Source organism: Microbacterium sp. AISO3 (assembly GCF_002204305.1).
In the GTDB taxonomy this organism is placed as follows: domain Bacteria; phylum Actinomycetota; class Actinomycetes; order Actinomycetales; family Microbacteriaceae; genus Microbacterium; species Microbacterium arborescens.
In genome coordinates this window covers 43,517-66,137 of sequence record NZ_NHRF01000012.1, presented here as the reverse complement: position 1 = coordinate 66,137, position 22,621 = coordinate 43,517, and the positions used below count along the sequence as shown (strand labels likewise).

Sequence of the window (22,621 nt, the reverse complement as noted above, 5' to 3'; positions counted from 1 at the left end):
ACGCGTCAGGCGGGGGCGGCGATGCGGATCGTGCTGAACGAGTCCGCGGGCAGAACGACGTCGAACGCCGCGCCGTCGAGGGCGATGGTCACCGGCATCTCGTCCGCGAGGTCGTTCTGCATGACGATGACGATCGAGCCGTCCGGGTTCTCGAACGCGAGCTGGTTCTCGTGACCCGTCCAGCTGAACGCGTCGATCCGGGTCGCGCCCGCCTGCACATGGTGCGCGAGGTGCTTCATGACGAAGAACTCGTGGGTGTAGCGGTATCCATTGGTCTCGGGGTCGACGACGACGAGAGAGTTCTGCGCCCAGCCCCACCGGCTGACGCCGCCCTCGTCGAGAGCGAGGTTCCAATAGGTGTACGCGTTGGCGCCGGCCTCGAAGAAGCGCTTCATGAGAGACCAGGTGTACCGCGCGAACCGCCAGTCGTTCCGGCCATCACCGCACTCCTGCTCGGTCTGGTACAACGACAGGTGCGGTGCGATCCGGTGCGCATCGGCGATCGCCCCCTTGCCCGCCCACTGGAATCCCGCGCCCGAAACGAAGGGTCCGGCATCCGGATCCGCGAGGACGGTCGCGAGATGCTCCGGCGCGGGGCGCTCCTGCGTGCCGAAGAACACGTCGACGCCCAGCTCTCGCATCCGCGGCCCGAGGACGGCGATGAACCGGGCCAGCCCCTCGGGCGTCCACGTGCAGCTCGGGAACACCTGCGGCGAGTTGAACTCGTTCTGCGGCATGACCATCGAGATGTCGATCCCCTCCGCGCGATACGCCTCGACGAACCGCGCGAAGTACTCGGCGTAAGCGGCGAGGTACCGCGGCTCCTGGATCATCATGTCCGTGCCCTCGGCACCGACCTGATCGGGCCGGAGCCCGTTGTCGATGTCGTTCCCGCGCCATGGCAGGGCTGCAGCGTAATGACCGTTCGTCTTCATCCACGACGGCGGGCTCCACGGCGATGCCCAGAGCTTCAGGTCCGGGCGCCGACGCAGGGCCTCGTGGATGTACGGGATGAGCGACGCGCGGTCGTGCTCGATCGAGAAGTGCTCGAGGTCGAGATCACCGTCGACCTCGTCGTACGAGTACCAGTCGGTCGAGAAGTCGTTCGCGCCAACCGGCATCCGGCACACGGAGAAGCCCGTACCGCGCCCCGGAGCGAACAGCTCGTCGAAGATCTCGGCCCGGTCGGCATCGCCCAGACGGGACAGCGCGCGCCACCCGAGCTCGTTGAAGCAGACGCCGAACCCCTCGACGGTCTGGTGCCTGCGGTCCGTGCGCAGCAGCACGTTGGGCATGCCCGTCGCGGGCGCGAACCGCGGCGCGGGCATCTCGATCCACGCCCGCTCGCGATCGGTGCTCACCCAGCTGATACGACGATTCGGGACGACATCGGTGTCGGACATGCGGGCCTTTCGGATGTGCGGCGAACGGACCGCATCACGACGACGCGACGCTGCGTTCTCCCGTCATCATCGCAGAGCCGAACCACCAGCCGAACCACCGGCCGCCTCCGCTCGACGCGTCACGAGAACGGTCGCGCGACAGGCCGGGCGAGGCCGCCCACGGTGACGACGGGCCAGCGCGGGTCGACCGTCAGCACCTCGACACCGGCATCGGTGACGACCACGGTGTCCTCGACCTTCGCGCCGGGCGCGCTCGGATTCCAGGCGAACGCGTGCGGCGATCGTACGAGGTCGCGCGTCTCGGACGTCGCCCGCGGATCGCGCCCCGCATAGCCGGTCGGTCCGCCCTGATGGTGACGTTCCCACTCGTCCGGCGCGAAGCCGGCGTCGGCGTAGCCGCGACATCCCGCGGCGAAAACATCGTCGAGCCGCGCACCCGGCCGGGTCGCCGCGAAGAACGCCGCCTCGACCTCCAGGATGCGGTCGTCGTCGACCCCGGCTGCCCCGACCCAGCGAGTCGCGTTGGCGATGAGGCCGTGCCTCCGACCGCACACGACGAGCATCGCGCGCGCACCGAGCGGAGACTCCGTGGGCAGCGGATGCCGATGGCCCAGCCGCCCCTCCCCCGCCACCAGCACCACGAGCGGATCGATCCCGCGCGCGATGAGACCCGCCGCGAGGGCGGAGGCGGCAGTGCGCTCCGACGTCGCCTCGCCGAGCCCCGCGGCGACATCCGTCATCACCTCGGCCACCGCACGGCCGAGGCCCCGATATCGATCGACTTCCTCCGGCACCAGCGCGGCGCGCACCGCCCGCAGCTGCGGACCGAGCTCGGACTCCGCCACCACGCGCCCGTTCCCGGCACCGGCGCGCGCCGCGACCGACTCGTACCACGGGACGCGAACGACGCGCTCGGCGTCGTCCGGTGCGAGCTCCTCCGCGATCAGCCGGTCGGCCTCGTTCGCCGAGACGAAGAGCGTGTCGCCGCCCTCAGCGACGCGGACGGCCAGGACGGGCGGACCCGCGAGCGAGACGTGCGTGCGAACGCCGCCCAGGTACCACGAGAGCGCCTCGTGAGACGTGAGCACGAGTGCTGCCGCGCCGGCATCCTCACAAACGGATGCGAGGCGGCGGCGCTTGACGTCGCGCTCCGTCGTCGGCACCACGCCGTTCGCCGACGCGGTGTCCGCGGCTCCCGCGGTCGTGATCGCAGACATCGTCGTCTCCTGTCATAAAACGTTTCCTCGCATAGTATGGCCGGACCGAGAGGGCGGGGGCACGATGGCCGGAGCGAAACAGACCACGATCACCGACGTCGCCGCGCATGCCGGCGTCTCACTCGCCACCGTCTCGCGCGTCATGAACGGCAACGCCACCGTCGATCCGGCTCTCGCCGAACGCGTGCGCGCTTCGGCCGCCCAGCTCGGCTACTCGGCCAACCCGCTCGCACGAAGCCTCGTGCTCGGGCGCACCCAGACCATCTCGGTCGTCGTCCCCGACCTCGCGAACCCCACGTTCCAGGGGATGCTGCGCGGACTCAGCCGGGCAGCGGTCGCCGACGGCTATCACGTGCTCATCGCCGATTCCGACGAACACGTCGACGAGGAGCGTCTGCTCGCGCTCGAGTCGCGGCGACGCTCGGACGGGCTGATCCTGTGCGCGCCCCGCATGAGCGACGAGCAGCTCGCCGAGGTCGTCGCCGACGTCGCGCCCGTCGTCCTGGTCAACCGCACCGGCGACGCCCCGAGCGTCGCCGCGGACTACCGCACGCCGCTGCGGGGCATCATCGACCACCTCTACGCGCAGGGCCACCGCCGCTTCGCGTATCTCGCCGGCGCGGCACGCAGCGCCTCGAGCGGGCAGCGGCTCTCCGCGCTCGAAGACGCGCGGCGCGAACTGCCGGACTGCTCGATCGCCGAGATCCCCGCCGGGGTCGATTTCGCGAGCGGCGCGGGAGCTCTCGACGACGTCCTGACATCCGGCGCGACGGCGGTGCTGGCCTTCAACGACCTGTCGGCGATGGGCCTGCTGAGCGCGGCGACCGAGCGCGGCATCCCGGTGCCCGGCCGGCTCTCGATCGCGGGCTTCGACGACATCCCCTTCGCCCGCTACACCTCCCCCGCGCTCACGACCGCCGCCGTGCCGATGGGCGAGCTCGGCGCGCGAGCGTGGTCGGCGCTGCACGACCTTCTGGACGGGCGCACGCCCGAGCCCGCCGTGACGGTGTCGCCCGAGGTCATCGTGCGAGGCAGCACCGGAGCACCCGCGGCCTGAGAATCGCCCCCTCGCGCCCGCGCCGCGGCTCGTGCTACGCTCAGAAAACGTTTACTGAGAGCGCTTTCCCATCGGAAGCCCCTCAGCTCTTGGCACGAAGGAGAGCCATGACCCGCACGCGCTACGCCCTGGTCGGCGCGGGGCACCGCGCCCAGATGTACGTCGACGCCATCACCGGGACGCACGCCGATCGGGCGGAGCTCGTCGCGATCTGCGAGCCCAACCCGGTACGGGCCGAGCACTACCGCGATCAGCTGATCGAGCGCGGCCTGCCCGCCCCGACCCTGTGGACACCGGACGAGCTCGAACGGATGATCCAGGAGTCCGAGGCCGAGCGCGTCATCATCACGGCGCGCGACGACCTGCACGCGTCGCTCATCGTGCGCTCGCTCGATGCCGGTGCCGACGTGGTCGTCGAGAAGCCCCTGACGATCGATGCGCCGAGCGCCGCCGCGATCGAGGATGCCGTCGAGCGCACAGGACGCTCTGTCGTGCTGACGTTCAACTACCGCTACTCGCCCCGCAACAGCGCACTGCGGCAGGTGATCCAGGACGGCCGGATCGGTCGGGTCACGTCGATCGACTTCTCGTGGATGCTCGACACGAAGCACGGCGCCGACTACTTCCGCCGCTGGCACCGCGAGAAGGCGCACTCGGGCGGTCTGCTCGTGCACAAGGCGAGTCACCACTTCGACCTCGTCAACTGGTGGATCCGCGACGAGCCCCGCCGCGTCTTCGCCTCCGGTGGCCTCCGCTTCTACGGGGCCGAGAACGCGCGGACCCGCGAGCTCGGCGAGCGCCCCCTCCGCGGCACGCACGACGGCACTCACGACCCGTTCGAGCTCGACCTGCGCGACGACGATCGCCTGCGCGCGCTGTATCTCGAGGCCGAGAGCCACGACGGCTATCTGCGCGATCGCGACGTGTTCGGCGAGGGCATCACGATCGAGGACAACCTCGCTCTCGTCGTCGACTACGCCGGCGGCGCGACGATGTCGTACTCGCTCAACGCCCACGCCCCGTGGGAGGGATACCGCGTCGCCGTGAACGGCACCGAGGGTCGCGCCGAGCTCGAGGTCGTCGAGCGCGGCGCCGTCCTCGAAGACGAAGGGCTGCACCCCGTGCTCGATCCCTCGGCCGTCGAGGCGGGCGGGCCCGTCTCGCTGCGCCCGCAGGGCGAACGTCTGATCGTCCAGCGCCACTGGGAGGACGCCGTCGAGATCCCGATCGAGTCGGGCGAGGGCGGCCACGGCGGCGGCGACGAGCTGCTGCTCGCCGATGTCTTCGTCGGGCCCGGCGACGACCCGCTGGCTCGACCCGCCGGCTGGGCGGACGGCGTGCAGTCGATCGCGGTGGGCATCGCGGGCAACCTGTCGCTGGCGTCGGGTCTTCCCGTGCGCACATCCGAGCTCGGCATCCGACTGCTCGACGGCCGGCGATGAGCCGGGTCGTCGTCACCGGAGGCGCGGGCCGCCTCGGCCGGAGCCTCGTCGGCGGGCTCGTCGCGGCCGGCCACCGCGTCGTGTCCTTCGACCGCGCGGTGTCGGACGCCCCCGAGCTGCAGGGGGCCGATCAGCTCGCGATCGACCTGCTCGACGCCGAGGCGACCGTCACCGCGCTCCGCGCACAGCGGGCGACCGCGGTCATCCACCTCGCCGCGATCGCGGTCCCCTTCAGCGCTCCCGAAGACGTCATCATGCGCACGAATGCCGCGTTGGCCGTCTCGGTGCTGGGCGGGGCGGTCGCCGCCGGGGTATCCCGGATCGTGGCCGCGTCCAGCCCCACCGTGCTGGGCTATGGAGCACCCCGCGGCTGGGTGCCCGACCGCTTCCCGCTCGACGAAGACACTCCGCCACGACCGTGGAACAGCTACGCCCTCTCGAAACTCGTCATCGAGCAGACGGTGCGGATGCTGCACCGGCAGACCGGCGACGCCGTGCGCTTCGCCGCGTTCCGCCCCTGCTACGTCATCGCCCCCGAAGAGTGGCGCGGAGCGCTGACGCAGCAGGGCCATACCGTCCGCGAGCGACTCGACGACCCCGGCCTCGCCGCGCCCGCGCTGTTCAACTACGTCGACGCGCGTGACGTCGCCTCGTTCGCCGATGCGCTCCTGGCCGCCCTGCCGACGATCCCGAACGCCGAGACGTTCTTCGTCGGGGCGGACGACGCCCTCGCGCGCCGCCCGCTCGCCGAGCTCATCCCCCGCTTCCACCCCGGCACGGAGGAGGTCGCCGCCGTCCTCACCGGCACGACCCCCGCCTTCTCCAACGAGAAGGCACGGCGCCTGCTCGACTGGGCGCCGCGTCATTCCTGGCGCGATGCCCTGACCGAAGAACACTCCCTCTCCGACACCCGAAAGGACGTGCCGGCATGAACTTCGACGGCATCCTCTTCTTCCCCGTCACCCCGTTCGACTCCTCCGGCTTGGTCGACCACGAACTGCTCGCATCGCACGTCGGCCGAGGCGTCGAACAGGGCGCCGGCGGCGTCTTCCCGGCCTGCGGGACGGGCGAGTTCCACGCGCTCTCGACCGCCGAGGCGGCTGCCGTCGTCCGGACCGCGGTCGCGAGCGTCGCGGGAGCCGTCCCCGTCGTCGCCGGCACCGGCGGCCCACTCGGCCACGCCCTCGAGACCGCCCGCGCTGCCGCGGATGCCGGGGCCGACGCCCTGCTCGCCCTGCCGCCGTACCTCGTCGGCGGACCGCAGGCGGGACTCGTGGCCTACGTCGAGGCGATCGCCGCGGCATCCGACCTGCCCGTGATCGTCTACCACCGCGCCAACGCGCAGTTCACGCCCGAGTCGATGCGCCGTCTCGCCGACAACCCGCGGATCGTGGGATTCAAGGACGGCACCGGTGACATCGGCGCGACACAGCTCATCGTCCGCGCGATCGCCGACGCGGGCCGCGACGACTTCGCGTTCTTCAATGGTCTCCTCACCGCCGAGCTCACCCAGGCCGCGTACCGCGGCATCGGCGTGCCGCTGTACTCGTCCGCCGCCTTCGCGATGATCCCCGAGGTCGCCAACGCCTACTACCGGGCCTACGTCGAGCACGACGAGGAGCGCCGCCTGGCACTGCTCGACGCGTTCTACACCCCGCTGGTCGCCCTCCGCGACGAGACGCCCGGGTTCGGCGTCTCGCTCATCAAGGCGGGCCTGCGCCTGAGCGGGCAGGCCGTCGGCGGCGTGCGTGCCCCGCTCGTCGACCCCACCGCCGATCAGGAACGCCGCCTCGCGGCGATCCTCGATGCCGGGCGCGCTCTGCTGTGACGACGATCGCCGCGCTCGACGCGCGCCTGATCCGGGTCCCGCTCACCCGCCCGTGGGCCGCCGACGTCACCTCGGTCGGCGTCATTGCGACGCACCTGCGCCGCAGCGACGGCGCCGAGGGCTGGGGCTTCGCCTGGACTCCCCAGATCGGAGCCGAGGCCGTGCTCGCCCTCCTGCGCCACGACATCGCGCCCGCCGCGGTGGGGCGTCCCGCCGCCCCGGGCGACGCCTGGCAGGGCCTGTGGGAGCACGTGCACGAGGCGGGCGGCGGGGGCGTGACGACGATCGCGCTCGCGGGTCTCGACCTGGCGCTGTGGGATGCCGCGGCGCGCCCCGCGGGTTCATCGGTCTCGACCCTGATCGGACGACGGCGCGAGAGCGTCCGCGTCTACGGCAGCGGCGTGAACCTCCACTACTCGATGGACGAGCTCGTTGCTCAGGCCGAGCGATGGGTCGATCGCGGCTTCAGTGCGGTGAAGGTCAAGGTCGGCAAGGCGGACGTCGCCGAGGACCTCGACCGGCTTCGCGCCGTGCGCGCGGTCCTGGGGCCCGACCGCGGCCTGATGATCGACGCCAATCAGCGCTGGGACCTCGACCGCGCCACGCGCTCGCTCGACGTCCTCGCCGAGGTCCGACCCGGCTGGATCGAGGAGCCCCTACGCGCCGACGACATCGACGGACACGCCGAGCTCGCACGGCGCCTCGGCGGCGGGCCGCGCATTCCGATCGCCGTGGGCGAGAACCTGCACACCGCGTACCGCTTCGCGGAGATGCTGCGCCGCGGTGGGGCGCAGATCGTCCAGCCCAACATCGTGCGCATCGGCGGGATCACGCCGCTGCAGCGCATCGCCACAATTGCCGAGGATGCCGGGGCCGAGCTGCATCCGCACCTGCTGCCGGAGCTGTCGGGCCAGATCGCGCTGACCCTGCCCGGCGGCGCCGCCGAGCCCTGGGTCGAAGACGTCGAGGATGCCGGCTTCGCCGAGCTCGGCGCCCTCCGCGATCCGTCTCCCGTCGTGATCCGAGACGGACGGCTGCGCGAGACCGATCACGTCGGCCTGGGCCTGCGCTTCACCGGCTGACACGTCAGCACCGGCCGGCTCCTCCCCACTCACCCTTCACCCACGCTCGATCACAGACCACCGCGAGGACCAGCGATGACCACCACCCCCGATCGCATCGACGAACTGGCCGCCGCGGCAGCCGCGGCAGCCCCCATCTGGCGCGACGCGGATGCGGCGACCCGCGCCGGCTGGCTGCGCGCCCTCGCCGACGCCCTCGACGCCGCCGCGGACGAGCTCGTCGAGATCGCCGACCGCGAGACACGGCTCGGCACGACGCGCCTGCGCGGCGAGGTCGGCCGCACGACGGGACAGCTGCGGCTGTTCGCCGACGTCGTGACCGAGGGCTCGTTCCGCGAGATCACGATCGACGACGCCGACCCGGCTGCGACGCCGCCGCGCCCCGAGCTGCGCCGTCTGCTCGTGGGGCTCGGGCCGGTCGCGGTGTTCTCGGCGTCCAACTTCCCCTTCGCGTTCTCGGTCTGCGGCGGCGACACCGCGTCGGCCCTCGCTGCCGGCAACCCGGTGATCGTCAAGGCGCACTCCGGGCACCCGGAGCTCTCGCGCCGCACGGCCGAGATCGCAGTCGAGGCCCTCCGCGGCGCCGGAGCGCCGGAGGGGTCGTTCGCGCTCGTCGAGGGGCGCGAGGCCGGCAACGCGCTCGTGCAGCAGCCCCTCGTCCGCGCGGCAGGGTTCACCGGCTCGGTGTCGGGCGGGCGCGCCCTGTTCGACCTCGCGTCGGGGCGGCCCGATCCGATCCCGTTCTACGGCGAGCTGGGCAGCGTGAACCCCGTGGTCGTCACACCCGCCGCGGCCGCGGCCCGGGGCGATGAGCTCGCCCGCGGTCTCGTGGCCTCGTTCACGCTCGGCGCCGGCCAGTTCTGCACGAAGCCCGGCGTCGTGTTCGTTCCCGGCGGCAGCGGATTCGTCGACGCCGTCGCCGCTGCCGCCGTGGGCGCGACCGGCGGCCCGCTGCTGACCGATCGCATCACCGACGCCTTCCCGGCCGGGATCTCGGCGCTCGAGGCCGACGCATCCGTGGGGTTGGTGGCGGAGGGCGTCGCGGGCGACGGTGCACGCCCCGTCGTCCTCGCGTCCGATGCGGCGGCGGTCGCGGCTCGCCCGGAGGTCCTGCTGGAGGAGTGCTTCGGTCCCGTCACCCTGCTCGTCGAGTACGCCGGCGAGGCAGACCTGCTGGCAGCCCTCGCCGCCGTGCCGGGAAGCCTCACCGCCACCCTGCACTCGGAGCCGGGCGACGACGTCACCGCAACCCTCGCACTGCTGCAGGAGCGGGCCGGTCGTGTGCTGTTCGCCGGCTGGCCGACCGGCGTTGCAGTGACCTGGTCGCAGCACCACGGCGGCCCGTGGCCCGCGACCACCTCGCTGCACACCTCCGTCGGGGCCACCGCCATCCGCCGCTTCCTGCGCCCGCTCGTCTTCCAGGATGCGCCGCCCGCCCTGTTGCCGCGCGAGCTGAGCGACGCGGCGCTGAGCAGCATCCCGCACCGGCGCAACGGCGTGCTCGTGCTGCCGCAGGCGAGCGGGCCGCTCGCAGACGGAAAACGCTTCCCGTAGGCTGGCGCGATGACCTCGAGCTTCACCGCCGCGTTCGACTGGGCCCGCCGGCACGTGGGAGACGGCCGTCTGCCATCCGCCGTCGTCGGCATCGCGGACGCACGCGGCATCCTCGCCCTCGACGCCGTCGCCGCCGATGTCGACGACCGGTACGCGCTCTTCTCGATCACGAAGCCACTGCTGGGCATCTCCGCCGCGCGCGCCATCGAGCGCGGCGAGCTGACCCTGCAGACACCGCTGACGCGCGCGCTCCCGGAGTTCGGCCGCGACCGGGACGACATCGTGCGGCTCTCGCACCTCGTGAGCCACACGAGCGGCATCAGCGAACCGCCGCTCGACACCCGGGTGCCGCTGCGCACCGAGCTCCTCACGCGCGGCCGCGACTTCGCCGCCGGGACCGTCTCGCGATACTCCACGCTCGCCTTCGAGGGCGTCGCGGCGCTCGTCGAGAGCGCGAGCGGCCACGCATGGCACGACGACGTCGCCGGCTGGGCGTCGAGCATCGGCGCCGACGGCCTGTCGGTCGACCTCGACGGCACGACGCCGATCGCGGATGCCGCCGCCGCGGGCGCCGATATGGCGGCCTTCGCCGCGCAGCGCAATCCCGGCGCGGGCCTCGCCGGCCGGGCGCGCGACCTGCTCGCCCTCGGGACCGAGCTGCTGCGGATCCACGACGGTGCCCGCGACGGCATCCTCGCGCCCGCGACGCTCGCGATGATGCGGCGCCCCCTGACCGGCGACATCCCGCGGCTGGAGCCCTATCCCGCCGAGCGCGGCCAGGACTGGGGTCTCGCCTGGAACCTGCGCACCCGGGCCCCCGGGCTGATTGACCGCGACACGTACGGCCACGGCGGCTGGGCGGGGACGGAGTTCTGGGTCCACCCGGGCGCCGGCATCGCGTGGGTGCTGCTGACCAACCGCGCCCTGCGTCCGGGCGTCGACATCGACGAGCTCGACAACGCGGTCGTCGGGGCGCGGTGAGCGAGCCCGTGACCGAGCCGCTGACCGTCCAGCACGTCGCCTGGCCCCACCCCGAGCGGCCCGCGCCGCTGCCCGCTCCTCACGAGCGCGCCCGCGGCATCTCGGTCACCGATCGCGCCCTGTACCGTCACGGCGAGGGCTGGGTGCCGGTGTCAGGCGAAGTGCACTACAGCAGGCTGCCGCGGCACCGCTGGCCCGAGCGGATGCGACAGCTGCGCGCCGCCGGCGTCTCGGTCGCCTCGACCTACGCCTTCTGGAACCACCACGTCTCCGAGCGCGGGCGCCCCCGCTTCGACGGGCACCTCGACCTCGGCGCGTTCGTCGACGACGCCGCCGCGGCCGGACTCGACGTCATGCTCCGGATCGGCCCCTGGGCGCACGGCGAGTCGCGCAACGGCGGCTTCCCCGACTGGGTGCAGGAGCTGCCGGTCGCCCACCGGAGCGACGACCCCACCTATCTCGAAATCGTGCGCGAGTGGTTCGGTCAGCTCGCGACTGCCCTCGACGGCCGCGCACGGCCGGGCGGACCGGTCATCGGCATCCAGCTCGAGAACGAGCTCTACGACCGCCCCGAGCATCTCGTCACGCTCAAGCGACTCGCCCGCGCGGCGGGTATGTCGGCGCCCCTGTGGACCGCGACGGCATGGGGTGGGGCGATGCTCCCCGACGGAGACGTCCTGCCGGTGTTCGGCGGGTACGCCGACGGGTTCTGGGTCGACCCCGGCGCGCCCTGGGACCCGACGTTCCGCGCGCACTACTTCCCGTCGCACGACTGGGACGACCCGGGCGTGGGCGCTGACGTGCGCGCCAGCCAGGGCTTCGCCGCGGCGAGCGCGACGGCCGATCTGCACGGCTTCCCGCCGGCCACATGCGAGCTCGGCGGGGGCATGGCCACGGCGTACCACCGGCGTCCGGTCCTGGCCGGGCGCGACGTCGCCGCTCTCGCCCACGTGAAGATCGGCAACGGCTCCGCGTGGCAGGGGTACTACATGTTCGTCGGCGGTCGTAACCCCGGCCCCGACCTGCAGGAGACGATCGACACCGGATATCCGAACGACATGCCCGAGTTCGGATACGACTTCCACGCTCCCATCGGGCAGTCGGGCGACCTGGCCGAATCGGCGCCGCTGCTGCGCGCGCAGCACGCCTTCCTCTCCGCGTTCGGCGCCCGCCTGTCGGCCATGTCGTCGTCCCTCCCCGATGTCCGCGCCACGTCGCTCGACGACCGCACCGCCCTCCGATGGGCCCTCCGCTCGACGGCCGACGAGGGCATCGTCGTGATCTCGCACCACCAGCCGTTCGAGCAGGTCGCGGACGTGGCCGACGTGCAGCTGCGCGTGGTCCGTGGCGAGACCGAGACGCTCTTCCCCTCCCGGCCGATCACGGTGCCCGCCGGCACGCTCGCGCGATGGCCCGTCGGGCTCGCCATCGGGCGGACGCGCGTCGCCTGGGCGACGGCATCCCTCCTCACGGTCGTCGCCGGCACGGCGCGACCGACCCTCGTGCTCGTCGAAGATCGCGGCATCCCCGTCGAGATCGCGGTCGGCGACGAGGCGCCGCGGGCCGTCACGCCGGGCTTCCGCCCCCTCGGCTTCGACGACCTCGACGTCGTGGTGCTGCCCGCCGCCGACGCCGACCGAGTCTGGGTGCGGCCGGGTCCCCGCCCCGAGCTGTGGCTGACCGACGGCGAACTGACGTGGGGCGTCGACGGCGCCCTCGTGCGCGGGGCCGGAGAGGCTCACCGTTACGACCCGGATACGGGCGAATGGCGGGCTGCGGCAGTCGTGACGGACGGGCCGGACCCCGCCCGCGCAGCCGCGCCCGCGCCCGACGGCGAACGCGTGTCGGTCGAACAGGAGCGCGCGCCGCAGGCACCGCCCGCGGACTACGGCTTCGGCGGGCCGCGCCACCGCGCACCGTCGGACGAGACCTTCAGCGAGCGCGCCGCCCGATACCGCCTGCGCCTGCCCGCAACGTCGTTCGACCCCGAGGCCGACGCCGTGCTCGACCTCGACTGGGCGGGCGACGTCGGACGCGTCGTCGTCGACGGCCGCGTCGTCGACGATCGTTTCTGGGACGGCACGCGCTGGTCGCTCTCGCTGCGGGATGCCGGCGCCACCGAGACCAGCGAGATCGCCGTCGAGGTGCTGGCGCTGTCACCCGCCTCGACGATCGCCCTCCCCATCGGCGCGGAGTCACGGCGAGCCGACGCTGCGGCTCCGAGCCTCCGCGCCGCGGTGCGCCGTCGCGGCCCCTGGCAGCGCCTCGCCTGAGCGGCCCGCGCCGGTGGCGAAACTCGGAGAATGGCGCGAAAACCGGATGCCGCGCGGTCTGAAGCTCCGAGAAGCGTGAGATTCTCCGGAAGTCGCGACGACCGGATCGGGCCCGTCGCCGCCACGGTCCGTAATCGCGACGACGACGGGGAAAGCCCGTCGAGACGGAATGCGCTTTCCGCGTCACCGTAGCGCGGATGTCGCGCGCCTCACAACCCGCGACAGCCGGGTCGGGCATCTGAGCCGCACGTGACCATTGCGTCTTGATGACCGCCGTGTTTAGATCGTTTCACGCAAGGCGGAATGCGCTTTCCAATGACGGAGGCGCGCTCGTCTCGCGCCGTGGTCGAGTCCGTACGCCCCCGGATGCCGTTCATCCTCCCGCCCCGGCGGAGAGGCTGCGCGGCGTGCCCTTCTCGCCGATGCTGTCCAGGAGGAACCGTGGCTCCGAGCCGTCCCCCCGTCCCCGTCCACCACCGACCGGTCCGCGCCGGCGCCGCGGTCGCCGCCGCAGCCCTCGTGGTCACTCTCCTCGGCGCGGCGCCCGCCGTCGCCGACGATACCGCCCTCCACCCCCTCGATCCCGGCGAGAGCGTCACGTTCGACTTCGGCCCGGGAGCCATCGCGCCGGGCGCCATCGGAGTGACGGCCGAGACCGCCTTCGACACGGCCGCGGGTTACGGCTTCACGACGACTCCCACCGCCGATCCGGCGAACGTCGACCGCGGCGGCGACGACCCGCTGCGCTCCGACTTCGTCGCCGCTCACGGCGGCACGTTCGAGGTCGAACTCGGCGCCGGCGACTATTCGGTCGCCCTCGTCGCGGGTGACACCGCCGCAGCGACCGATATCTCGCTGACCGTCGAGGGCATCGTGAAGGTGCAGCCCACGGCGAAGCCGGCCGGCGAGTACCTGGAGATGTCGTTCCCGATCGCCCTCGTCGACGGCGGGCTCACCGTGCAGGTCGGCGGCACCGCGGCATCCCTCGCGGGTCTCACCGTCACCCGGCTGGCGGAACGTCCCGCCGGCGCGATCCCGACGACCTACCTGACCGGCGACTCGACGGTGCAGACCTACGACGCCACCGCCTACGCGCCGCAGGCCGGGTGGGGTCAGATGCTCGACCGTTTCCTCGCCGACGACGTCGCTGTGACCAACCGGGCCATCGGCGGACGCTCGTCGAAGAACTTCATCACGCAGGGGCGTCTCGACGAGGTCCTCCTCGGCATCCGTCCGGGCGACTACCTGTTCGTGCAGTTCGGCCACAACGACGCGACGCAAGGCGTCGACGACCGCTACGCGTCGCCCGCCGACTACAAGGAGTACCTTCGCGTCTACGTCGAGGGGGCGCGCCAGCGCGGAGCCACTCCGGTTCTCGTGACGCCGGTCTCACGCCGCGACTTCGACCCCGCGACGGGGCTGTTCCGCGTGAGCTTCCCCGCGTACGTCGAGAAGATGATCGAGCTGGCCGACGAGGAGGATGTCGCTCTGGTCGACCTGTCGGCGTCGAGCCGGGCCTACCTCGACCAGATCGGACCGGATGCCGCGAAGGCGGTGTTCCTGCACGTCGACCCGGGCGTCTTCCCCAACCGCCCCGCAGGCACCGTCGACGACACCCACTTCCAGGAGTACGGAGCCATCCAGATGGCTCGTCTCGTCGCGCAGGGCATCGCGGCGCTCGACGACCCGCTCGCCGCGAAGGTCGTCGACGTCGAGCAGCCCGGTGAGCTACCCGCCGCCCCGCAGAACCTCGTCGCGGGAGGCATCAGCAACGCCGGGGCGACGCTGCGCTGGGATGCCGTGCCCACCGCCGACATCTACAAGGTGTTCCGCCAGCGAGCCGCAGACCCCGCCAACACCTGGACGCTCGTCGGGACCGTCACGCAGCCGACCACCATCGTCCAGGGCCTCGAGGAGGGCGCGACGTTCCGCTACCGCGTCGTGGCCGTCAACGGACGCGGCGAGTCCGAGCCGTCGGCATCCGTGGAGTTCACGACCAAGCAGGCGCAGTACCGGTTCGACTTCCAGCTGCCCGGCAACCCGCTCGCCGCGGGGTACACCGAGGTCACCCCGGCGATGGGCTACACCGCCGAGCGCGGCTACGGCTTCACCAACGTCCTGCCGGCCAACGCCGGTCGCGACCGCGGCGCAGCCGACGGCGCCGACGACCTCTCGCGCGATTTCGTGCTGCCGGGCGACAGCTCGACCTTCGCCCTCGACGTGCCGAACGGCACCTATTCGGTCAAGACCTACTCCGGTGACTGGATCGGCTCGTCGCGGACGAGCTTCCGGGTCGAGGGCAAGGACGCCGGGTCGGGCAACGCGGGACGCGCGTCGGTCGCGGCGGTCCTGCGCGGCCCCTTCCTGGTCACCGACGGACAGCTGAGCATCGAGGCCTACGGCGCGGCCGCCGGCACCCGGCTGAACGGGCTGGAGATCACGCCGATCCTGCTCGGCCCCGTGGGCTTGAGCGTGACGGGAGTCGATGCCGATCCCGCGGCCCCGCGAATCGACCTCGCGTGGGATGCCGAGCCCGGAATGCGCTGGAACATCTACCGCGCCTCCGAGTTCGAGGGCGCGCCGGTGCTCGTCGGCACGGCGGATGAGCCGAGCTACACCGACCGCACCGCCCGCCTGGGTCTCGACTACAGCTACCACGTGACCGCCGTCGACCAGACGGGTCTCGAGTCGGTGCCTTCCGCCACGGTCGGCACGAGCCTCGTCGATCCCGAGGCGGCACCGCCGTCGGCACCGATCGCGCTCACCGCCGAGCGCGTCGACAAACGCGAGATCGAGCTGTCGTGGTCGGCACCGGATGGCGCCGTCTCGGCGCTCGTGTTCCGGTCGCAGACCGCCGGCGAGCGGGGCGACCTCGTGGGCATCGTCGACGTCTCGCGGTTCGTCGACACCGACGTGCTGACGACCGTGCCCTACTTCTACACCGTGGTGAGCCTCGGCGCGGGCGGTCCGGGTGCCGCATCCGAACAGCTCGAGACGCCCGCCCCGACCGTGCTGCAGCGTCAGGCCGAGTACCTCGGCCGCGGCGTCGCAGCTGTCGCGACCGACGACGGGGTGCTCGTGTCGTGGCGGCTGCTCGGAACCGATCCGGCGGACGCCGCGTTCCACGTGTACCGCGACGGCGAGCGCATCACCGACGAACCGATCACCGCGACGACGAACCTCGTCGACACGACCGGCTCGACGGGATCGACCTACTTCGTCACGAGACTGAGCGCCGACGGATCGACCGAGACCACCGAATCGGAGCCGGTCTCCGTGCAGACCGCGGCGTACCGGTCGGTCCCGCTGCAGCGTCCCGCCGATGCCTACACCCGAGACGGCCAGCCGTACTCGTACTCGGCGAACGACACGACCGTCGGCGACGTGGACGGCGACGGCGAGTACGAGCTCATCGTCAAGTGGTACCCCTCGAACGCGAAGGACAACTCGCAGTCGGGCTATACCGGAAACGTCTACGTCGACGCCTACCGGATGAGCGGAGAGCGCCTGTGGCGCATCGACCTCGGCGTGAACATCCGAGCCGGCGCGCACTACACCGACCTCATGGTGTACGACTTCGACGGCGACGGTCGGGCGGAGCTCATCACCCGTACCGCCGACGGCACGATCGACGGAGCCGGAAGGCCCATCGGCACCGCCGGGGCCGATCATCGCAACAGCTCGGGCTACGTGCTGCAGGGCCCCGAGTTCCTGACCGTCTTCGACGGATTCACGGGAGCCGCCGTCGACACGATCGACTACGTGCCGCAGCGCGGCGACGTCGGATCGTGGGGCGACACCTACGGCAACCGTGTCGACCGGTTCCTCGCGTCGGTCGCCTACCTCGACGGCGAGCGACCGAGCGCGATCTTCAGCCGCGGGTACTACACCCGCGCGGTGATCGGAGCGTTCGACTTCGACGGCGAGCACCTGACGACGCGCTGGGTGCTCGACTCGAACGACGAGGGCGCAGAGTCGATCTACGGCCAGGGCTACCACTCGATGTCCGTCGCCGACGTCGACGGCGACAGCAAGGACGAGATCGTCTTCGGATCGGCCACGATCGACGATGACGGCGACGTGCTCTACTCCACGGGGCTCGGACACGGCGACGCGCTGCACGTCTCGGATCTCGACCCCTCCCGGCCGGGGCTCGAGGTGTTCGCCGCGCACGAGAACATGGCCGCGTCGGGCAACCGCGGTGCGACCTTCCGCGATGCCCGCACCGGCGAGATCCTGTGGGACATCCCTGCGACCGTCGACACCGGCCGCGCGGCATCCGGCGACATCGATCCGCGGCATCCGGGGGCGGAGAGCTGGGCCGTGGGCGGCGACGCGGCCTGGAACTCGCGTACGGGCCACCTCATGACGGCGGCCGGCGAGCGCATCGGCGAGACGATCCCCGCGGCGAACTTCCTCGCCTGGTTCGACGGCGACCCGCTGCGAGAGATCGTCGACCACACGTGGGACGCCGCGACATCGCAGGGCACCCCCACGGTGTCGAAGTGGGACTTCGAGAACGAGACCGAGAATGTCATCCTCAGCGACACCGGCGCCCGGTCGAACAACGGCACGAAGGGCACGCCGAACCTGCAGGCCGATCTGTTCGGCGACTGGCGCGAAGAGATCGTCTGGCGCTCGGCCGATTCGTCGGAGCTGCGCATCTACTCGACCACGGACGAGACCGAGCTGCGCATCCCGACCCTCATGCACGACATGCAGTACCGGGTCGCCGTGGCCTGGCAGAACACCGGGTACAACCAGCCGCCGCACCCGAGCTTCTTCATCGGAGACGGGATGGCTCCCGCGCCGATGCCCTCGATCGCGGTGACCGGCGACCCCTCGGGGGCGACGGACGAGACGGCCCCGGTCATCTCGGGGCTGCCCGAGGACGGCGCGCTGCTGCCCGACACCGGCGAACTGCAGCTCACGGTCGCAGCCGACGACCCGGAGAGCGGTGTCCGCACCCTCGATGTCGCGCTCGACGGCACGCCGGTCGCCCCCGACGCCGCGATACCGCTCGCGGGGATGTCGGGCGAACGCGTCCTCACGGTGCGCGCGGTCAACCACGACGGTCTCGTGGCGACCGCCGAGGTGCGGCTCGTCGTGTTCAGCGACGACGGTGCCTCGGCGCCGCCCGCCCGAGCATCGCTTCACACCGACAGCGGCTGGAGAGACGGCCGGCACGACGGATCGTTCACCGTGACGATGAACCTCTGGTGGGGAACGAACGGCGGCGCGTACCGCCTCTACGAGAACGGCGAGCTCATCGCCACGCGCCTGCTCGCCCCGAACACGCCCATGGCGCAGGTCGCGTCGGTCGCGGTCGCGGGCCGGTCGAACGGCACATACGTCTACACCGGAGAGCTGGTCAACGCCGCCGGCGTCACGGCCACGACGCCCACGACCGTCGTGGTGACGGATGCCGCGCCGGCTCGTCCCGTCGTCTCGCACGACAACGGCGACTGCGACGGCGCGTTCACCCTGACCACGAACCTGTGGTGGGGCACGAACGGGTCGGAGTACACGCTGTTCGAGAACGGCGTGGAGATCGACCGGCAGCAGCTGACGGTCGCCTCCCCCGCAGCGCAGCGCGCCGTGACCTCGATCGCCGGTCGCAGCCCCGGCACCTACGAGTACGTCGCCGAGTTCGCCAACGACGCCGGGGCCACCCGCTCCGCGCCGATCACCGTCGTCGTGCGCTGACCGCCGTCCGACACAGCACGAAGGCCGTGCCGATCGTTTCATCGATCGGCACGGCCTTCGTCGTCGGGGACTCCGCCGTCAGGGGCTCCGTCGTCAGGCGTCCCGGGCTCCGACGCGGCGTCGGCGCACGACGACCGCTCCGGCGCCGAGCACGAGCAGCGCCAGCGCGCCGAACAGCGTCGCGGCGATGCCGCCGGCATCCCCTCCCGTGCGTGCCAGGTCGCGCGCATCGGTCGAGCCGGCCGCGCCGTTCGCACCCGCGCCCGTCGACGCACCGCCCGAACCCGAGCCCGAGCCCGGCGTTCCCGCGCCGCCATCGGCGCCACCGTCGGTGCCACCGCCCGTTCCCGGGTCGACGACCGCGGCGGTCGGGACGATCGCCGCCGAGCGAGCGCTGCCACCGATGAAGCCGGCCGCTGCCGCGGTCACCTCGACCGAGATCTCGCGGCCTTCGTCAGCAGCGGTCAGCGCGTAGCTGTCGGCCGTGGCGCCGTCGATCGCGGCCCCGTCCCGCAGCCAGACGAACGCGGGCGTCGCGTCCGCCGGGTCGGTGACCGCCACCGCGCGAACGGTCGAGCCGACGCGCGGCTCCCCCGACACGACGGGCGTCTCGACGCCGACCGCCCGGCTGACCGTGACCGTGTACGTCTGCGAGGCGCCATCGGGAGCCGTGACCGTCACGGTCCCGACGCTGGTGATCACGTCATCCGCCGCGGCCGCGGCATCCGCCGCCATCCGCTGCGCGTCACCGGCCTGGTCGTCGCCGGGCTGCGTCACGACGACGGTGGCGTCGTCGTCGACCGCGAGCGCGTGGAGCGTGGGCCACGCCGACCCCGTCGTCGTGACGGTGTACTCCAGCGTGTCCGGCGCGAACCCGTCAACGGGCTCATCGCCGACGGTGAGCCGCGCCAGATCGGCGACGCCTGCCGGGGCGGCTGCGGCCGCGAAGATCTCGACCTCCGAGACGATCATGTGCGTGTCGGGGCGCGCGTTCATCACGACCCGGACCTCGTCGGCGGCGCCGGAGACCGGCACCTCGACGCGCGGCGCGCCCGTCGCGGGCTCCGGCACGGTGACGAGCTCGCCCTCGGCCCACTCGCCGCCGCTCTCGCGGTGGTCGACGCGCATGGTCGCGGGCCAGCTCAGCGAACTGCCGTCGCGGTAGAACTGCACGGCGACACGCGTGAGGGTCTCGCGCTCGGCGAGGACGTAGCTCAGCGTGTCCTGCGGGTTCTTCGCACCAGAGCGCCAGTTCGACCATCCCTTGTCGGTCGTGCTGCCGTTGATGGTGTTGCCCACCGCGTACTGCGCGCTCTCGGTGAAGCTCGCACTCGGAGTGCTCTCGGGAGCGACGTTGCGTTCCGACGCCGCCGTGACGATCACGGTCAGCCGAGCATCGAGCTTCTCGCCGCTCGGACCGGTCGCGACGCCGGGCACCGAGACCGTGCCGGGGTTCGCGAACGCGTCATCGGCGATGCCGTCCCACATCCATTCGACCGGAACGGAGAAGCCTGCGCCCGAGGGACGCAGCTCGGCCTGCACCGTGGTGTCGGCCTGGCTCGTGACGGCGGCGAGGGCGCTTCCGGCGGGTACGGTCACCGATGCCGGCCGCGTCGCGGTGTAGGCGCCGATCTCGACCGTGGCGGCGGCTTCGAACGAGCCGCCGAACAGCTCGGTGCCCGTGCCTCGAACCTCGACCGAACCGGTGCGCGAGAAGTCGACCCCGTCGAGCTGCCAGGTCACCGGCGCCGTCCGAACGGTCCCTCCCGTGTAGCGCACATCGACGGCCGCGGGCAGCGTCGGGACGACACCGACCGCGGTCGCGACCGTGACGGGCTCGGTGCCCGCGACGGTCGTGCTCGCGATGCGCCACTGCTGGTTCCCGCCGCCGTTCGAGGTCCACAGTCCCACCGACGCGCCGGGGGTCGTGCTGCCGCCGCCCACGTCGAGGACGCGCTCAGCAGCGACGTTCAGCACCGAGTAGTACGCGCCGTCCGTCGTGGAGGCCATCCACTGCAGTGCGGGATCGGTCGCCGCTGCCGCTGGATCCGCGTCCACGAGCGCCGTGGCCGTGCCGCTCGATGCGAGGAACTGGCCCGACCCGTTCTGCAGCGTGAAGCGGTGGCGGTTGGTGCCCGCCCCCGCGATCGTGCGGACCGTCCACGCCTGTCCGCGGGCGGCGTCGGGGGTGGTGGCGAGAGAGCGGACCGCGAGGGTCGAGCTGCCGTCGAGGGCGAGCCCGCTCTGAAGGCCCGTGAGCTGCACCGTCTCGCCGTCGCGGAAGGCGGCGGCATCCGGTGAGACGCCCGAGACGCCGTCGATCACGAAAGTCACGACCGACTTGGCGGGAACCGTGAGGGTGGCGGTCCGGGATGCCGCGTCCACGGCGACCGGCTGCCCCTGCTGGAGCGCGTTGACGGTGGGCTCCGCCGCGGTCGACTGGGTCGTGACGACGGGGGTCACGGTCGCCCCGGGGGCCACGGTGCCGAAGTCGCTCAGGTCGATCTCGACGGTGCGGTCGGCAGCCTCGGCGTTGACGTGCACGATCGTGGCCCCCTCGCCGTCGGCGTCGATCGCCGCGGTCGACTGCGCGTTGTCGGTCGCGATCAGCCGGTCGCCGGGGGTGATGTAGTGCGTGAAGTTGCGGACCGTGTTGAACTTCTCGTTCGTCAGCACCTTGCAGGAGGGGTCGGCGTCGCCGTCGCGGAGCCGACGCTCGGACTCGCCGTCGGCGTTGCAGTCGAAGTCGATGAAGACGCTGCCCCAGTTGAGCTTCTCGACCTTCTCCATGTTGTAGAGGTCTTCGACCGGCTGCCAGAACACCCAGGCGTCCGGCTCGAGCTCACGCAGGTCGCCGACGATGTGCTGGGCCATGCCCAGGCCGTTCTCGATGTCGTCGGTGACGAAGCCCCTGCTGCGGTCGGTCCAGTTGCCCTCGACCTCGCTCATCCACAGCGGCTTGTCGGCGGCCTTCGCGATGTCGCGCACGACCTGGCGCCCGCCGGTGCCGTACGTGTGCACGTTGAGCTGGTCGACGAGGTCCTTCGCCTCCGCAGACCACGTGTTCCAGTTGGTGGCGAAAATGCCGGGGTTGGTCTCGTCCATCGCGGAGATGACGGCATCCGTGCTCGTCCCCGGCTGCGCGAGGCGCTCGGCGAGGGCGGCGATCATCGCATCCTGCGCCTCGGGCCCGATGTGCGCGCCCTCCTGGCGTCCGCCGGTGGGCCAGGTCGCGCCGTCGGGGATCTGCGTGGACCAGTAGTTCGTGTTGGGCTCGTTGAACGGGTCGATCGTGTCGAACGAGATGCCGTGAACCCGCTCGAGCTCGTCGACGACGTTCACCAGGTAGCCGGCGAACTTGTCCATGTCGGCCGGGGCGAGTTGCTCGCTCGTGGCGTTGTTGATCCCGCCCGAGACGTAGCCGCTCTGCGTGAGGAAGTAGGGCGGCGAGTTGCTGAACGCCTCCCAGTGCGTGACCTTGTCTTTGAGTGCGTCGAGCCACCAGCGCTGCGCGGAGTCCTGCGAGAAGTCGTAGGCATCGGGATCGTCGGGGTCCCAGGCATCCCGGTAGCGGTCTCGGTCGGCGAAGGTCGAGGTGATCGCGCCCTCGTCGTCCGTGGCCTGCAGGTCGGGGTTCCAGAAGCCGGGAACCGCGCCGCCGGGCCGCAGGTACGGCGGGACGTCGGTGGCGTTGCCGCCGCCGATGTTGTAGCGCGCGATGTTGAGGTTGAGGCCCTCGTCGCCGAACACGGCGTCGAAGAGCTTCTGCCGAACGTCGGCGGGGTAGTTCCCGGTCGCGTTGGCGAACCAGACCAGGCTGGTGCCCCATCCCTCGAACGGCTTCTCCGAGGCGGTAGCGGGATTCGGGGCGATCCGCACGGCGGCGGGCTCGGCCGCCTGCGCCGGCGGGGGCGCCGCAGCGGCAGCGGCGGTGAGGCCACCGGCCGCGAGCGCCACGGCACAGGTCATCGACAACAGTCGAGCTGACTTCATCGTCATTCCTATCCGGTCGCTCCGATGCGACCTCAGGGGGGGGGTGATGTTGACGTCAACATGTTGACGTCAACACCGAGCCTAA

General features: G+C 72.0%; 12 protein-coding genes. 9 read left to right on the top strand and 3 right to left on the bottom strand.

Going from position 1 to position 22,621, the window contains the following annotated elements; all coding sequences use genetic code 11:
* Positions 1–5: 5 nt before the first annotated feature.
* Positions 6–1,403: a glycoside hydrolase family 30 beta sandwich domain-containing protein gene (locus CBF90_RS14905; RefSeq protein ID WP_088380973.1), complete on the bottom strand. Its 1,398-nt coding sequence runs from the start codon at positions 1,401–1,403 to the stop codon at positions 6–8.
* 119 nt (positions 1,404–1,522) lie between these two features.
* A complete protein-coding gene (locus CBF90_RS14900; RefSeq protein ID WP_242435691.1) occupies positions 1,523–2,620 on the bottom strand; it encodes a Xaa-Pro peptidase family protein in 1,098 nt (365 codons plus the stop codon).
* Between the two features lie 64 nt (positions 2,621–2,684).
* Between CBF90_RS14900 and CBF90_RS14895 the strand changes: the two genes are divergently transcribed.
* The 9 genes from CBF90_RS14895 (at position 2,685) to CBF90_RS18905 (ending at position 18,543) form a co-directional block, all read left to right on the top strand.
* Positions 2,685–3,677: a LacI family DNA-binding transcriptional regulator gene (locus CBF90_RS14895; RefSeq protein WP_023952505.1), complete on the top strand. Its 993-nt coding sequence runs from the start codon at positions 2,685–2,687 to the stop codon at positions 3,675–3,677.
* A gap of 107 nt (positions 3,678–3,784) precedes the next feature.
* Entirely contained in the window at positions 3,785–5,119 is a 1,335-nt protein-coding gene (locus tag CBF90_RS14890; RefSeq protein WP_023952507.1) for a Gfo/Idh/MocA family protein, read from the top strand.
* Complete coding sequence (locus tag CBF90_RS14885; RefSeq protein ID WP_088380972.1) at positions 5,116–6,051, top strand: NAD(P)-dependent oxidoreductase; 936 nt, start codon at positions 5,116–5,118, stop codon at positions 6,049–6,051. Before CBF90_RS14890 ends, CBF90_RS14885 begins: the two co-directional genes overlap by 4 nt.
* Positions 6,048–6,947: a 5-dehydro-4-deoxyglucarate dehydratase gene (locus CBF90_RS14880; protein ID WP_088380971.1), complete on the top strand. Its 900-nt coding sequence runs from the start codon at positions 6,048–6,050 to the stop codon at positions 6,945–6,947. Before CBF90_RS14885 ends, CBF90_RS14880 begins: the two co-directional genes overlap by 4 nt.
* A complete protein-coding gene (locus CBF90_RS14875; RefSeq protein WP_088380970.1) occupies positions 6,944–8,029 on the top strand; it encodes a mandelate racemase/muconate lactonizing enzyme family protein in 1,086 nt (361 codons plus the stop codon). Before CBF90_RS14880 ends, CBF90_RS14875 begins: the two co-directional genes overlap by 4 nt.
* 75 nt (positions 8,030–8,104) lie before the next feature.
* Entirely contained in the window at positions 8,105–9,583 is a 1,479-nt protein-coding gene (locus CBF90_RS14870; RefSeq protein WP_088380969.1) for an aldehyde dehydrogenase (NADP(+)), read from the top strand.
* Positions 9,584–9,592: 9 nt separating this feature from the next.
* Positions 9,593–10,564 (top strand): serine hydrolase, encoded by a 972-nt coding sequence (locus CBF90_RS14865; RefSeq protein WP_088380968.1) that lies wholly within the window; start codon positions 9,593–9,595, stop codon positions 10,562–10,564.
* The gene (locus CBF90_RS14860; RefSeq protein WP_141097179.1) at positions 10,561–12,837 is read left to right on the top strand and encodes a beta-galactosidase; all 2,277 of its coding nucleotides are present in this window, start codon (positions 10,561–10,563) and stop codon (positions 12,835–12,837) included. Before CBF90_RS14865 ends, CBF90_RS14860 begins: the two co-directional genes overlap by 4 nt.
* A gap of 441 nt (positions 12,838–13,278) precedes the next feature.
* Complete coding sequence (locus CBF90_RS18905; RefSeq protein WP_277921440.1) at positions 13,279–18,543, top strand: SGNH/GDSL hydrolase family protein; 5,265 nt, start codon at positions 13,279–13,281, stop codon at positions 18,541–18,543.
* Between the two features lie 93 nt (positions 18,544–18,636).
* Here CBF90_RS18905 and CBF90_RS14850 read toward each other — a convergent pair whose 3' ends face one another.
* A complete protein-coding gene (locus tag CBF90_RS14850; protein WP_242435690.1) occupies positions 18,637–22,512 on the bottom strand; it encodes an RICIN domain-containing protein in 3,876 nt (1,291 codons plus the stop codon).
* Positions 22,513–22,621: the final 109 nt, after the last annotated feature.

Bases quoted from the DNA above. Each gene is read 5' to 3' on its own strand.
- CBF90_RS14870 (WP_088380969.1), top strand. From the start codon at position 8,105: ATGACCACCACCCCCGATCGCATCGACGAACTGGCCGCCGCGGCAGCC.
- CBF90_RS14865 (WP_088380968.1), top strand. From the start codon at position 9,593: ATGACCTCGAGCTTCACCGCCGCGTTCGACTGGGCCCGCCGGCACGTG.
- CBF90_RS14900 (WP_242435691.1), bottom strand. From the start codon at position 2,620: ATGTCTGCGATCACGACCGCGGGAGCCGCGGACACCGCGTCGGCGAAC.
- CBF90_RS14880 (WP_088380971.1), top strand. From the start codon at position 6,048: ATGAACTTCGACGGCATCCTCTTCTTCCCCGTCACCCCGTTCGACTCC.
- CBF90_RS14905 (WP_088380973.1), bottom strand. From the start codon at position 1,403: ATGTCCGACACCGATGTCGTCCCGAATCGTCGTATCAGCTGGGTGAGC.
- CBF90_RS14850 (WP_242435690.1), bottom strand. From the start codon at position 22,512: ATGACCTGTGCCGTGGCGCTCGCGGCCGGTGGCCTCACCGCCGCTGCC.
- CBF90_RS14885 (WP_088380972.1), top strand. From the start codon at position 5,116: ATGAGCCGGGTCGTCGTCACCGGAGGCGCGGGCCGCCTCGGCCGGAGC.
- CBF90_RS14890 (WP_023952507.1), top strand. From the start codon at position 3,785: ATGACCCGCACGCGCTACGCCCTGGTCGGCGCGGGGCACCGCGCCCAG.
- CBF90_RS14895 (WP_023952505.1), top strand. From the start codon at position 2,685: ATGGCCGGAGCGAAACAGACCACGATCACCGACGTCGCCGCGCATGCC.